General features: G+C 39.0%; 13 protein-coding genes. 10 read left to right on the plus strand and 3 right to left on the minus strand.

Translation table 11 applies throughout. From position 1 onward, the window contains the following. Position 1: 1 nt before the first annotated feature. Entirely contained in the window at positions 2-505 is a 504-nt protein-coding gene (locus ACFSR6_RS06225; protein WP_379076403.1) for an MFS transporter, read from the minus strand. A gap of 157 nt (positions 506-662) precedes the next feature. Then, a complete protein-coding gene (locus tag ACFSR6_RS06230; RefSeq protein ID WP_379076406.1) occupies positions 663-1,400 on the minus strand; it encodes an MFS transporter in 738 nt (245 codons plus the stop codon). Positions 1,401-1,476: 76 nt separating this feature from the next. Here ACFSR6_RS06230 and ACFSR6_RS06235 point away from each other — a divergent pair, with 76 nt between their 5' ends. From ACFSR6_RS06235 to rodA, 7 genes are all read left to right on the plus strand, one after another. Beyond that, positions 1,477-1,845 (plus strand): winged helix-turn-helix transcriptional regulator, encoded by a 369-nt coding sequence (locus ACFSR6_RS06235; RefSeq protein WP_379076409.1) that lies wholly within the window; start codon positions 1,477-1,479, stop codon positions 1,843-1,845. A gap of 194 nt (positions 1,846-2,039) precedes the next feature. Then, positions 2,040-3,566: a bifunctional phosphoribosylaminoimidazolecarboxamide formyltransferase/IMP cyclohydrolase gene (gene purH / locus ACFSR6_RS06240; RefSeq protein ID WP_379076412.1), complete on the plus strand. Its 1,527-nt coding sequence runs from the start codon at positions 2,040-2,042 to the stop codon at positions 3,564-3,566. 208 nt (positions 3,567-3,774) lie between these two features. Continuing rightward, positions 3,775-4,797, plus strand: coding sequence for a rod shape-determining protein (locus ACFSR6_RS06245; protein WP_010601761.1), 1,023 nt, complete (start codon positions 3,775-3,777; stop codon positions 4,795-4,797). Between the two features lie 94 nt (positions 4,798-4,891). Beyond that, positions 4,892-5,731, plus strand: a complete 840-nt coding sequence (gene mreC, locus ACFSR6_RS06250; RefSeq protein WP_379076415.1) for a rod shape-determining protein MreC — start codon at positions 4,892-4,894, stop codon at positions 5,729-5,731. Next, positions 5,724-6,239: a rod shape-determining protein MreD gene (locus ACFSR6_RS06255; RefSeq protein WP_379076418.1), complete on the plus strand. Its 516-nt coding sequence runs from the start codon at positions 5,724-5,726 to the stop codon at positions 6,237-6,239. The genes mreC and ACFSR6_RS06255 overlap by 8 nt, the downstream gene beginning before the upstream one ends. Beyond that, positions 6,239-8,248 (plus strand): penicillin-binding protein 2, encoded by a 2,010-nt coding sequence (gene mrdA / locus ACFSR6_RS06260; protein ID WP_379076421.1) that lies wholly within the window; start codon positions 6,239-6,241, stop codon positions 8,246-8,248. The genes ACFSR6_RS06255 and mrdA overlap by 1 nt, the downstream gene beginning before the upstream one ends. A gap of 2 nt (positions 8,249-8,250) precedes the next feature. Beyond that, positions 8,251-9,513, plus strand: a complete 1,263-nt coding sequence (gene rodA / locus ACFSR6_RS06265; protein ID WP_379076424.1) for a rod shape-determining protein RodA — start codon at positions 8,251-8,253, stop codon at positions 9,511-9,513. A gap of 458 nt (positions 9,514-9,971) precedes the next feature. Here the strand turns inward: rodA and ACFSR6_RS06270 are convergent, their stop codons facing one another. Then, positions 9,972-11,150, minus strand: a complete 1,179-nt coding sequence (locus ACFSR6_RS06270) for a hypothetical protein (protein ID WP_379076427.1) — start codon at positions 11,148-11,150, stop codon at positions 9,972-9,974. A 201-nt stretch (positions 11,151-11,351) separates the two neighbouring features. On the opposite strand from ACFSR6_RS06270, the gene ACFSR6_RS06275 reads away from it, so the two are divergent. From ACFSR6_RS06275 to ACFSR6_RS06285, 3 genes are all read left to right on the plus strand, one after another. Next, positions 11,352-11,810, plus strand: a complete 459-nt coding sequence (locus tag ACFSR6_RS06275) for a hypothetical protein (RefSeq protein WP_379076430.1) — start codon at positions 11,352-11,354, stop codon at positions 11,808-11,810. A 343-nt stretch (positions 11,811-12,153) separates the two neighbouring features. Next, on the plus strand, positions 12,154-12,735 hold the full coding sequence (locus tag ACFSR6_RS06280) for a thymidine kinase (protein ID WP_379076433.1): 582 nt from the start codon (positions 12,154-12,156) through the stop codon (positions 12,733-12,735). A 48-nt stretch (positions 12,736-12,783) separates the two neighbouring features. Next, positions 12,784-13,389, plus strand: a complete 606-nt coding sequence (locus ACFSR6_RS06285; RefSeq protein WP_379076436.1) for a Crp/Fnr family transcriptional regulator — start codon at positions 12,784-12,786, stop codon at positions 13,387-13,389. The last annotated feature ends 58 nt before the right edge of the window (positions 13,390-13,447 follow it).

A 13,447-nucleotide genomic window follows, 5' to 3' on the forward strand; every position in this document is an offset into this window, starting at 1 on the left:
ATTATAGCTTCTTCGTTTTTGGCACCAGCAGTAACAATACACTAACAATCACAAGAAATCCAATATTGAGTAAAGTTGCCCATTGATATGCAATAGGAAACTGCGAAGCCACAACCGGATGATGCAGTTTACCGAAAAAAACACCACCTACAATAGCAACTCCTATCGCCACTGAAACCTGCTGTAACGTTAAGTAAATACCCGACGAAGTTCCCATCTCATCTTCGGAAATGCCTTTTAATGAGATCGTCATCAATGAAGGTAAAATCGTACCGCAGCCTATCCCGTAAACAAACAATACCATGCCGATATATAACGGTGCTGGAACATTTAAATTAAAGAGGAATAAGTGAAAAACAAGTGCTATGATCATAATAATCGATCCTGTAAGCGAAATAAATTTACCATAACGGGCTACGAGCGGCGTAAAAAACACTGATGCCATTACATAACCTAATCCCTGGCAAACAAAGTACATCCCGGTGCGTGCAGAACTTATTCCCATCCCACTTTGCAAATTAACGGTGTTAATCAAAAAGTAAGAATCCTGAACAAGATAATAAAACAGGGAAATTAAAAGTCCCATCCTGAATTCGAAGTTTTTAAAAAGAGTTGTAACTATCAAAGGGCGATTTCCAGCCTTTTTCGTCAGGCGCTGGTAATTAATAAAAATAACCAAAAACACTAAATGAAAGGAACAGCATAGAAAGGCTCCAGATTGGCCAGCCCCACTCCCGGCCCTGTATCAGTGGGTAAATCAACGAGGTTAGCGTTAACATCAATAAAAGACTACCGACAAAATCGAATTTCCCGCCTGCTTTAACAGGCAGTTCCTTAAAGTATTTTAAACCCATTACAACAGCGGTCAGTCCGACAGGTACATTGATCAGAAAGATCAAACGCCAACTTTGCTGTATAATGCCCAGGTCAGGAATCAATCCACCCAAAAACTGACCAATAACAGAAGCGGTACCCGCAATACTACCATAAATCCCCAGCATCCTTATCCGTTCCTTTTGATCAGGAAATAAACCAGGGATAAAAGCAATCCCCTGCGGAACCATAAAAGCACCACTTATTCCCTGTACAAAACGTGCTGCATTTAATTGGATTGCCGACTGTGATAGACCACAGGATAAAGAAGCGATGGTAAAAATCAGCATTCCGGTCAAAAACACTTTTTTCCTTCCAAAATATTCGCCTGCACGCCCCCCTGTAATCAAAAATGAAGCATAACCTATAATATACATCACGATTACCAACTGCATATCGGCATTAGTGCCTTTTAAGCCGGTTTTTATGGACGGGAGCGATACATTAACGATAAACAGATCCAGAACGGATAAAAATATGGCCGAACAGGCGATCAGGAATGGGAGCCAATTGCTGTATTTTTTCATGCTTTTCTTATATTTAAGATCCAAAGAAAAAAAAGGCTTTATTGGCAATCAAGTAGTCATTTAAACAGTACCAGGTATGCAAAACAATACTAATAATGAACGTAAAGCAGTTAGAAATGAAGATTTATTTTTAAATGACTCTCCGTTGACTGGCGTATTTAAAATAATAGGCGGTAAATGGAAAATTATGCTCATTAAAGCCATTGCGGCCAAATGCCCAAAAAGATTTGGCGAACTTAAACGCGAAACGAATTTCTTAAGTCAGGGTACATTAACCACACAGCTGAAAGAAATGGAACGCGACAGACTTATTGAAAGACAGGCTTTTGCAGAATCCCCACCACGGGTCGAATATAAACTCACCGATTTAGGCAAAACCCTTCTTCCGGTAATAGATGTTTTGGAAGATTGGTATGCTAATTTCCAAATTAGCGGCAAGCATTAAAAAACACTAGTAAAACAATGATATACAACTACCTAGCATAAATTCAAGGTGTAGCTTCACGACCTGAAAATACTTATTTAGGATAAAAAATACCCGATAAATAAAATTATACAAATATTTTCATTTTTATTGGTTTCATCACCTAAATAAATCCCTCTGTTTTACTACCTTTGCGGCTCAAAATTTTCAGTAGAATGAGTCAACCCATTAAAATCAAAAACGCTTTAATCTCAGTATATTATAAAGATGGCTTGGAACCATTGGTAAAATTGTTGGCCGCGCAAGGTGTACAGTTATTTTCTACCGGTGGAACAGAACAATTTATTAAAGATTTGAATCTTCCGGTTACGGCAGTTGAAGATTTAACCGGTTATCCTTCTATTTTAGGCGGACGTGTTAAAACCTTACACCCTAAAGTATTTGGGGGGATTTTAAACCGTAGAGCCTTGGCCGGCGACCAGGCGCAGATTGCTGAATATGATATCCCCGAAATTGATTTGGTGATTGTTGATTTATATCCTTTTGAGGAAACCGTAAAAGCAGGCGGAACGCCAGAAGAGATTATCGAAAAAATCGATATCGGCGGTATTTCCCTGATCCGTGCTGCCGCTAAAAACTTTAACGATGTAGTGATTATTGCATCTAAAAATGATTATCCTACTTTACAGGCACAATTAGAAGCGCAAAATGGCGAAACTACTTTAGCGCAGCGTAAATCCTTCGCTAAAAAAGCCTTCCATACTTCTTCGCACTACGATACCGCAATTTTCAACTATTTCAACCAGGAAGAGCCGCTTGATGTTTTTAAACAAAGCGTAACTGAAGCCAAAACTTTACGTTACGGCGAGAATCCTCATCAGGGCGCTGTATTTTATGGTGATTTAGATGCCATGTTTACAAAATTGAACGGTAAAGAGCTTTCTTATAACAATTTGGTTGATGTAGATGCTGCTGTTGCTTTGATAGATGAATTTAACGATCCAACTTTCGCGATCTTAAAACACACCAATGCTTGTGGTATTGCTTCGCGCCCTACTGTTAAACAAGCCTGGATTGATGCTTTAGCATGCGATCCGGTTTCGGCTTTCGGTGGTGTATTGATTACCAACGTGGAGGTTGACCTGGAGACCGCAGAAGAAATTAACAACTTGTTTTTTGAAGTATTAATTGCACCTTCTTACCAACCAGAAGCAGTAGAATTGTTCAGCAAAAAGAAAAATCGCGTTATTTTACAGCGTAACGAGGTAGAACTGAGCAAAAAACAATTTAAAACCTTATTAAATGGTGTAATTGAGCAGGACAAAGATTTAATTATTGAAGGTCCGGAGCAAATGACAACCGTTACCGATAAAGCGCCAACTGCGCAAGAGCTGAAAGATTTGTTCTTCGCCAATAAAATCGTAAAACACACCAAATCGAACACCATTGTATTGGTTAAAGACGATGTATTGATTGCAAGTGGTGTTGGGCAAACTTCGCGCGTTGACGCCTTAAGGCAAGCGATTGAAAAAGCGGCTTCTTTTGGCTTCAGTGTAAAGGGTGCTGCCATGGCTTCTGACGCTTTCTTTCCTTTCCCAGACTGTGTAGAAATTGCTGCCGATGCCGGAATTACTGCAGTGCTGCAACCTGGTGGATCAATTAAAGATGCAGATTCTATTGCTAAAGCAAATGAAAAAGGCATTGCCATGGTAACTACCGGAGTAAGACATTTTAAACACTAGTTTTTTGAGCTGAAAGCTGAAAGACCAAAGCTTAAAGCTTATTACAGCAGCTTTAGTCTTTCAGCTTTCTCCTTTTAGCTTTTTTTCAAAATTTAATTGTCTTAAAAACAGTTTAATAACTGAAGAAAATAAAACTTAAAACAATAAAAAAGCTATTTTTACATTAGGAATAGTATAAATTTGATAAAATAAAGAAAACATACCTTACATGGGATTATTTAACTGGTTTACGCAAGAAGTTGCCATCGATTTAGGTACTGCGAATACCCTGATTATACATAACGACAAAGTAGTTGTAGATGAACCATCTATTGTTGCTTTCGATCGTACTACAAACAAAGTTATTGCTATTGGCCGTCAGGCCATGCAAATGGAGGGTAAAACCCACGATAATATTAAAACCGTTCGTCCGCTGAAAGATGGTGTAATTGCCGATTTCAATGCTGCAGAAGCCATGATTAAAGGAATGATCCGCATGCTTAACGGCGGTAAAGGATGGATGTTCCCTTCTTTACGTATGGTAATCTGTATCCCTTCTGGTATTACAGAGGTAGAAAAACGTGCCGTGCGCGACTCAGCTGAGATTGCAGGGGCTAAAGAAGTATACCTGATACACGAGCCCATGGCAGCTGCTGTAGGTATCGGTATCGATGTGGAGGAGCCGATGGGCAATATGATTATCGATATTGGTGGCGGTACCACCGAAATTGCAGTTATTGCCTTATCGGGTATTGTTTGCGATCAATCGATCCGCGTGGCAGGCGATAACTTCGATTCTGATATTGTAAACTACATCCGCCGTCAGCATAACATCATGATCGGCGACCGTACTGCAGAGAAAATAAAAATCGAAGTTGGTGCCGCTTTACCTGAATTACAGGATGCCCCGGCTGATTTCGCAGTTCAGGGCCGCGATTTAATGACGGGTGTGCCAAAACAGATCACCGTTTCTTATACTGAAATTGCACACTGTTTAGATAAATCGATTTCTAAAATTGAAGAGGCAATTTTAAAAGCATTAGAGATTACCCCTCCGGAGCTCTCTGCAGATATTTACCAAACCGGTATTTATTTAACTGGTGGTGGTGCGTTATTAAGAGGCTTAGATAAACGTGTGGCTGCTAAAACTAAATTGCCTGTCCACGTTGCAGAAGATCCACTTCGTGCGGTAGTACGCGGAACCGGAATTGCCCTTAAAAATATTGGCGGATATAAATTCTTAATGCAATAACATTCAGTTTGGAGTTTGGGGTTGTGAGCTTGGGGTTTCCACTCATACGCCAAACTGTTAACTCCCAACTCCGAACTTTTAACTCCAAACTCAAATGCGTAACCTTTGGATTTTCATCAGCAGATACAACGCATTTTTCCTTTTTATTATCTTTTTTACCGTTGGTATCTACCTAACAGTGAAGAATAATTCCTATCAGCGTAGCGTAACCTTAAACTCTACAAACCAAATTGTAGGCACGGCTTACGAGAGGTTAAATGTTTTTAAGCGCTATTTAAACCTTGGGATGGTTAACGATAGCCTTGCTGCCGAAAATGCCAAACTTAAAAGCCAGCTGCTAAGTTTAACCACAGTTGATACCGCTAAAGATGTTAAAGTTATTGATACGGTAACCAATCAGGATTATACCTATCTTGCAGCCAAAGTGATCAAAAATTCCATCACTTTGCGTAATAACGTCATGACAATTAACAAGGGCAGTATTGATGGCATTAAAAGTGGAATGGCCGTTATTGCTCCTCAAAAAGGTGTTGTAGGCTTTATCCGCGATGTTTCAGAACATTTAGCAACGATCCAATCGTTATTGCATAAAGACACAAAAATTAGTGTTACACTTAAAAAGAATAATGCTTTAGGATCGTTGGTTTGGGGCGACGGCAATTTTGATATCAAAAAAGCACTTATCAAAGAAGTACCCAACCACATTAAAATGTACGTTGGCGATACTGTAGTTACTTCGGGCTTTGCTTCATTTCCGAAGGGGATTTTAGTAGGAAGAATCAGCAAGCCAAACGTAGCCACCAATGATAATTTCTTATCGGGAGAAGTTAATTTATTTACTGATTTTAGCACATTACAATACGTATATGTAGTTAAATATAAAAAAGCTGAAGAGCAAAAAGCTTTAGAAAACGTCATTAAACCAAATGAATAGTAGAATCATAATCGTAAATGTAATCAGGTGGTTTTTGCTACTTTTTGTGCAGATATTCCTGCTCAAGAACATGGGCTTTTACGATCTTTCTACGCCATTTATCTACGTATTGTTTTTACTTCTTCTTCCATTCGGCATACCCAATATTTTATTATACCTATTGGCATTCGGAACAGGGTTAACCCTCGATGCCTTTTATGATACCATGGGCGTACATGCTACAGCCTGCGTGGTGCTCGCTTTTGTAAGAATATCTTTTATATCGATTAGTTTAAACCGCGACGCAATTGACGACCCAGAACCATCGTTAAGTTATATGGGCTTCCAATGGTTTTCACTATATGCTTTTCTCTGCGTTATTGCACATCATCTGGTGCTGTTCTTTTTAGAAACATTTAGGTTAACCGAAGTAGGTTATACCTTAATGAGATGCGGCTTAAGTTGTATCTTTACACTGCTTATTATTTTATTGGTAGAGTTTATATTCTATAGAAGAACATCTCGTTAATGGATCAGTTATTTAACCGGAAATATATCGTTCAGGGATTATTTATTGTAATCGCGCTGATTTTGCTGGGTAAGTTGTTTTATATCCAGATTATCAGCGATAAAGCCTTTATTTCAGCTGAAAGTAACGTATTAAAAAAGAAATACAAGTTCCCTGCCCGTGGGGCCATTCTCGATCGTAACATGAAAGTAATTGTGCAAAATGAACCCGTTTACGATTTAATGGTTATCCCAAACGAGGTTAAACCGTTTGATACCCTCGGATTGGCCAAGGCTCTGGAAATTACGGTTGAAGATGTACGTAAAAAGTTGAAAAAAGCAAGAGTACAATCTCCTTATCAATCTACATTTTTTGAAAGACAAATCTCAGTTCAATCCTATGCCCGCTTACAGGAAATCATGTATCGCTTCCCAGGTTTTTCGACGCAGGACAGAACGGTCAGACATTATCCTGATAGTATTGCTGGCCAGCTTTTCGGCTATGTTAAGGAAGTAAGCCCCGATGATATTGAAAAATCGGAAGGTTATTATAAACCAGGCGATTTTATTGGGAAGAGTGGTCTGGAGAGATCATATGAAGATTTTCTTCGCGGCAAAAAAGGTGTAGTAAATACGCTTTACGATGTGCATAATGTAGCACAAGGCAGTTATGCCAATGGAAAATATGACGTAAACGCCGTATCAGGAGAACGTTTAATTTCTTCTCTGGACATCAGGATTCAACGCCTTGGCGAAGAACTGATGAAAAATAAGGTAGGGGCAATTGTAGCTATCGAACCTGCAACAGGAGAAATCCTGGCTTTCGTGAGCAGTCCGGGATACGATCCAAACCAATTGGTAGGTAAAGATTGGGGGAAAAACTACATGAATTTAATTGCAAACCCCTACCGTCCGCAGCTTATACGGCCTATTGCCGGGCAGTATTCGCCGGGATCGTCGTTTAAGCCGGTTGATGCACTCGTTGCCTTGCAAGATGGAGCAATTGATCCAAATACCACATTTTTCTGTCCCGGTTATTACATGGCCGGAAACCATAAAGTAAAATGCGAACACGTAGATGGCACCATTAATATGCAACGGGGTATTGCCCGCTCCTGCAACACCTATTTTTGCCATGTTTTTCAGAGCATCATCACTAAAAACGGCATGAAAAACCAACGCCAAACCTACGCAAACTGGCATGCACAGATTGCTAAGTGGGGTTTTGGCGAAAAACTGGGCATCGATATGCCTTTCGAAAAAAAGGGTATATTTTATCCGGCCGAACATTATGATAAAATTTATGGTAAACGCTGGGGATACACCACTGTAATTTCGCAGGCTATCGGCCAGGGTGAAATTACCTCTACCCCATTGCAAATGGCCAATGTAATGGCTGCCATTGCCAACCGTGGTTATTATTTAAAACCACATTTAATTAAAGGGATCGGCGATAAAAATGTGGTGAAGAAAGAGTATGTGGTTAAAAATTATGTAGGTGTTGATGAGCAATATTTCCCTATTGTAATTAACGGGATGAGGGATGCGGTTAACAGCCCATGGGGAACGGCAAAAGAATCGCAAATACCCAATATTACCATGTGTGGCAAAACCGGAACGGTACAAAATCCACATGGCAAAAACCACTCGGTTTTTATCGGCTTTGCACCAATTGACAAACCTAAAATTGCCATTGCGGTGATTGTAGAAAATGGTGGCTATGGTGGATCTTACGCTGCACCGATATCGAGTTTTATCGTAGAAAAATATTTGACCGACAGCATTAAGCCACGTTCGAATGGCTATACGGTAAAAGCGTTCTCCGAAACCAATCTTTTACCTGCTTTGATTGATAAGACAAAAAAAGTTAAATTAACAAAATCAGACAGTTTAAACCTAAAAAAGGCAGATTCTCTTAAAAGGGTTAAAGACAGCTTAAAAATAAAACCGGCAATACTAAAGCAAACTCTTTCCAAAAAGCCCAAAGTAAGCCAACCTATTGTAAACCATAAACCTGTAACCAATAAATAAAGATGCAACAGCAGGGAAACCGTTTCTTTTTTAATGTAGACTGGATTACCGTTTTAATCTACATTGCTTTATGCGCAATTGGTTTTATCAATGTTTATGCATCTATCTACAACCCTGATAAAGCAACAGGTTTCGATTTTTCGAGCAGCTATGGCAAACAGTTAATTTACGTAATTACCGGGCTGATATTAGGCTTATCGATCTTATTGTTCGACGGAAGGTTATTTAACGTATTTGCACCTTTTATTTATGGCGCTACCTTATTTTTACTCGTTGTGGTATTGTTTGTAGGCCGAAATGTAGGTGGAAACCAGGCCTGGATCCCTATTGGTTCTTTTAGGCTGCAACCCTCAGAATTTGCCAAATTTGGTACCGCACTGCTTTTAGCGAGGTATGTGAGCACGTTTAATCCCAAATTCAGGGATTTTAAATCGATCGTCATTGCCGGACTTATTGTACTGGCCCCACTTTTACTCATCATGTTACAGCCCGATACAGGTTCGGCATTGGTGTTTCTTGCTTTTATGTTCCCTTTATACCGAGAGGGCTTATCGGGTTATTTTCTCTTAATTTTCTTAGGAATGATTGTATTGTTTGTTGCCGATTTCCTGGTGCCAACTTATGTATTAGTCCTTATTCTTACGACCATCGGCGGACTTTTCATTTATAATAACAGGAGAAAACAAAAAATCATTATTTCTACGGTACTCGTAACCATCATTGCGATTGCATACCTTTTTGTGGTTAAAATTGCTTACGAAAAAGTTTTAGCCCCCCATCAGCGCAGCCGTATCGAATTGATGCTGGGTCTTAAAGCCGATAACAAAGGGGCGGGTTATAATGTAATCCAATCGCAGATAGCCATTGGTTCGGGACAGGCAACCGGCCGGGGCTTTTTACAGGGCACGCAAACAAAATATGGTTATGTACCTGCGCAAAGCACCGATTTTATCTTCTCTACCATTGGCGAAGAATGGGGCTTTATGGGCTGCTCGATCGTAATCGGCTTATACCTATTCTTATTACTCAGGCTGATCAACCTGGCTGAAAGGCAACGATCTACTTTCTCCAGGGTTTATGGTTATAGTGTGGCCTGTATCCTGTTTTTCCACGTGTTTATCAATATCGGGATGACCATCGGGATCATTCCCGTAATCGGTATTCCATTACCATTTATCAGCTACGGTGGATCGTCATTATGGAGTTTCACCATTCTGTTGTTTATCTTTTTAAAACTGGATTCTAACCGGATGGGATTTATTTAGTCCTAAGTCAGGAGTCCTTAGCCTGGAGTCAATACCTCAACCGAGATGCGTCATCCTGAATAAATTTTAACCGGCATTACAAATGCCAATTTCATTCATCCTCGTTATAAAACGATGACGATCTCGTTAAACGCTTTAATCGTGTTCGCTTTTACCGGGTTGAGGTGGGCAATTCTGTGCTACTGCCCCGGGTTAATAAACCCGACAAAAACGGAAATACTTTTTGTAGCCAATGTGTTCGTCTTATTAACCTCTTTCCAAAAAGATTGTAGTGGCGGCGGGACTACAGTACCCATGAAAAACTGAACGTTCATTTCCCGATCAAGAAATGCTAATCTCATGCATCCTTATTACAAACAAACTATACATGACAGGATACTGAAACCTTCAGTATGACGAAAGCGAAGTAATACCCTTCGTAAAACCGCTAAGCATCTGTCGTTTACTGCTCCTTCACCCTACTTACTAAACCTTCTGTTCAGCAGCTCATAAAACTGATCAACGGTAGCCTGTTTATTGGCCCAGTTATTTTTCGCTGCATAATTGTGCTGCAGGTAACTATCTGCGGCCTCGAAACTGCTCATTTTATTAATAATATCAATGACTTCTGAATAGGCCAGATTATAACCGCCAAACAGGTCTTTAATGAAAAGTAATTTTTCATTCAGACTGATGGCCTGCTTCAGATCAGTAATTGGCGCTTTAACAGGCTCCTCGCCTTTTCCATTTGTTTTGGCGAGCAAATCGTTTAAACTTGGTGCAGGTTTAACCGCTGCAGGCTGCGGAGCTGGTTTTACTGGCACAGCTTCAGGTCTAAATAAAGGGCGCTCTTCTTCAACAGGTGGTGAAATAACAGGATCATCCAGTTTAATATCTTTCAGGGCTTCAATTGGTTGGCCTGGAGCTGAAACCGGTTCTTCATGTTCTACAACAGGTTCTTTAGTTATTATTTGTGATTCCTCTTCTTTATGTGGAATTAAAAAAGGTTCAGGCCCAATTTCGTCATCTTGCGCAGATAAATGCTCCGGTTGCACTGCTAAAGCTTCTTCTTTTTCATGTATTTTCTTTTTCCTGGCTAAAATCTCCTCCTCTTCTTTACTTAAAGGACGATCGAAAATTTCTTCTACAGATTTAGCTTCATAATCAAACTGGTCGTTTTCATCATGTGTATTCAATACAAATTCGAAAGTATGGTCATCCTGATCAGGTTTGAAAAAATCTTTCTTTAAAAGCGTCTCTGCTTTTTCTTCTTTAATAACTTCATCATCCAGCACTTCCTGTTCCGGTTTCACATCTACGCGTTCTTCCTCTTCTTGGGCCGTTACCACTTCTTCCAGTTCCTGCGGATCGAAACACTCTTCATCTTCTACATAATTTTTTTCAGCTTCTGGCAATATAATGGTATTCTGTTCGGCCAACAAGGCATGGTTTCCAGGTTCAGCCGGTTTATTTTCTATTGTAGCATTTAATTTTCTTACGATATTAACATGATCAGAAAGGAAATGGGCATTGGCCAGAAAGAGCTCAAGTTCCAAATCGTTTAATTGCTGAGGATTTTGGGCTAAGAACTGGTATTGCTCATTTAACTCTGTTAAAATACTGCCGATCTTTCTGAAAATATCTTGTTGGTTCATCATAAAATTAAAACGAATTTTTAGTCGATTTATGTTGATAACTATGTGTTCAAAAATAACACATAATTCTCATATATATTTTTATTCTGTAATATTAAAAAAGCCCAATTAAACAATTCTGCCTATTACAACAGAAATTTTATAAAGAATGTTTAAGTACTTAGCTAATCACTCAATATCTGATCGAATCGTTACCTTAGTGAAATGAAACTTAAATATGTCCTCGCTATTTCAAGCTTGATTTTAATCATCTCCTGTTCACATACCAAACAAAAAACTTTGCCAACCTTTACTATTCTATATGAAGCATTAAAATTAAAGGCAAACGAAAAAACCTCGTATTTTGAAAAGTTTGGCTATGGTTTTAGAACAGGCGATTCTGTTAGTCTAACCTACAAACATATTGGTCAAAACGACACCAGCTCATACCAAATAGTCGATTTGCCTACCTCTAAGGCATGTATATATGCAACAAATAATAGAAATGAGTTAAAATCAATCGTTAATGAAGCAAAATCGAAAGGTTTTGTACAAGAGATAAAGGATAAAGGCATAACAGGCTACAGGAATAACAGTCAAATTCTGTTTGTTACCGACACCGTTAAGCAAGGAAAAAAGATTTTTAGTTTGAATTTGATGCAATTAGGAATTAAAAAACTGTAAAATGAATTGGGAACTATTTAAGGAATGTGTGCGGTAACTGGATTGGATATGCTACAAAATAAATGATACAGATCTGAATAAGATATGATAGCCTCAATATCGAATTCTTTACATGATCAGATGCACAGCTTTAATAAAGCTATAGCCTATTTTCAAACTAAATTCAAGTATAAATAAAAACATCCTTAAAGATTCCTTCACTAAAACATTAGCGATATTCATTCGATCATGATTAAATCGTTAATTAATCATGTTGGTAACTAAGTAGTCAAAAATCATGCATAATTCTCATATTTGTTCGGTTTAAAATTATAGAACAGACATAGGGAATAAAAAAACAGGCATGTTATTTAGCGAACAAAATTTTAGAAGAAGGGGCGAATTTTCAGGAAGTATAGAAGTGGTATGCGGCTCTATGTTTTCGGGCAAAACCGAAGAACTGATCAGAAGGTTAAAAAGAGCCCAGATTGCTAAACTGAATGTCGAAATTTTTAAACCCCGTACCGATACACGCTACCACGAAAGCGCAGTGGTGTCTCACGATTTAAACTCAATTAACTCTACCCCTGTTGACAGTGCGTCGGCCATTTTATTACTGGGTACCACTACCCAGGTTGTAGGGATAGATGAGGCCCAGTTTTTTGATGATGAACTGCCAGATGTTTGCAATAAGCTTGCCCTTAAAGGCATACGCGTTATTGTAGCTGGCCTTGATATGGATTTTACGGGCAAACCCTTTGGCCCGATGCCAGCCTTAATGGCCATTGCCGAACACGTTACCAAAGTAAATGCCGTTTGCGTTTGCTGCGGAAACCCAGCCTTGTACAGTTACCGAACCGTTGCTGATGAAGCTACAGTTTTATTGGGCGAAAAAGAAAGTTACGAGCCACGTTGCAGGGCATGCTATAATCTGGATAAAAGATAACACCCATTCTTGATTAAACTGTATCTTTAAATATGATTTATTATTGATATGGATAAACAATGTAAAATCAATGCTTTTAGAGCTGGTTTAACCCAATTTGTCACCTTTGAAGAAGATGAATGGGAAATCTTAAGTCAACACCTGAGTTTTTTAACTTTAAAGAAAAAAGATCATTTTATAGTTGAAGGAAAAGTATGTGATTATATTGCTTTTATTGTCCATGGCTCGGCAAGGCATTATCATGTTAAAGACGGGCAGGAAATTACCGGTTACTTTTATTTTGAAAACGAGCTTGTAAGTGCTTATAAAAGCTTCTTAAAAAGGGTACCCAGTACCAATTTTATTCAGGCCCTGGAGAAAACCGAACTTGTGCTGATTGCTTATACCGATCTTCAGAAAATGTTAAACCATCCAATATTGGCGCTGAAAATGGAGCGGTTTGGGCGGCTCGTAGCAGAACATTACATTTGTTGTTATGAAGACAGGGTTACTGCCTTTATTACCCAAAGCCCCGAAGAGCGTTACACCATGCTTGAAAAAACGGCTAAAGACATTTTCCAGCGTGTTCCGCAACATTTTATTGCCAATTTTTTAGGTATTACCCCCGTTTCGCTTTCGCGCATCCGTAAACGCACACTCATTTTAAAGGATTAAATTTAAACCTTATCTTTTGTTAACGTTTTCATGGTTCTATGTAGCATAACTTTGAACC

This window comes from Pedobacter vanadiisoli (assembly GCF_042684385.1).
Taxonomy (GTDB): Bacteria; Bacteroidota; Bacteroidia; order Sphingobacteriales; family Sphingobacteriaceae; genus Pedobacter; species Pedobacter vanadiisoli.

What these genes read in the sequence shown, in the direction of transcription:
- ACFSR6_RS06285 (WP_379076436.1), top strand. Translation starts at nt 12,784, where the DNA reads ATGGATAAACAATGTAAAATCAATGCTTTTAGAGCTGGTTTAACCCAA.
- ACFSR6_RS06225 (WP_379076403.1), bottom strand. Translation starts at nt 505, where the DNA reads ATGGGAATAAGTTCTGCACGCACCGGGATGTACTTTGTTTGCCAGGGA.
- ACFSR6_RS06275 (WP_379076430.1), top strand. Translation starts at nt 11,352, where the DNA reads ATGAAACTTAAATATGTCCTCGCTATTTCAAGCTTGATTTTAATCATC.
- ACFSR6_RS06235 (WP_379076409.1), top strand. Translation starts at nt 1,477, where the DNA reads ATGCAAAACAATACTAATAATGAACGTAAAGCAGTTAGAAATGAAGAT.
- ACFSR6_RS06245 (WP_010601761.1), top strand. Translation starts at nt 3,775, where the DNA reads ATGGGATTATTTAACTGGTTTACGCAAGAAGTTGCCATCGATTTAGGT.
- purH (WP_379076412.1), top strand. Translation starts at nt 2,040, where the DNA reads ATGAGTCAACCCATTAAAATCAAAAACGCTTTAATCTCAGTATATTAT.
- mrdA (WP_379076421.1), top strand. Translation starts at nt 6,239, where the DNA reads ATGGATCAGTTATTTAACCGGAAATATATCGTTCAGGGATTATTTATT.
- ACFSR6_RS06280 (WP_379076433.1), top strand. Translation starts at nt 12,154, where the DNA reads ATGTTATTTAGCGAACAAAATTTTAGAAGAAGGGGCGAATTTTCAGGA.
- rodA (WP_379076424.1), top strand. Translation starts at nt 8,251, where the DNA reads ATGCAACAGCAGGGAAACCGTTTCTTTTTTAATGTAGACTGGATTACC.
- ACFSR6_RS06230 (WP_379076406.1), bottom strand. Translation starts at nt 1,400, where the DNA reads ATGAAAAAATACAGCAATTGGCTCCCATTCCTGATCGCCTGTTCGGCC.
- ACFSR6_RS06270 (WP_379076427.1), bottom strand. Translation starts at nt 11,150, where the DNA reads ATGATGAACCAACAAGATATTTTCAGAAAGATCGGCAGTATTTTAACA.
- mreC (WP_379076415.1), top strand. Translation starts at nt 4,892, where the DNA reads ATGCGTAACCTTTGGATTTTCATCAGCAGATACAACGCATTTTTCCTT.
- ACFSR6_RS06255 (WP_379076418.1), top strand. Translation starts at nt 5,724, where the DNA reads ATGAATAGTAGAATCATAATCGTAAATGTAATCAGGTGGTTTTTGCTA.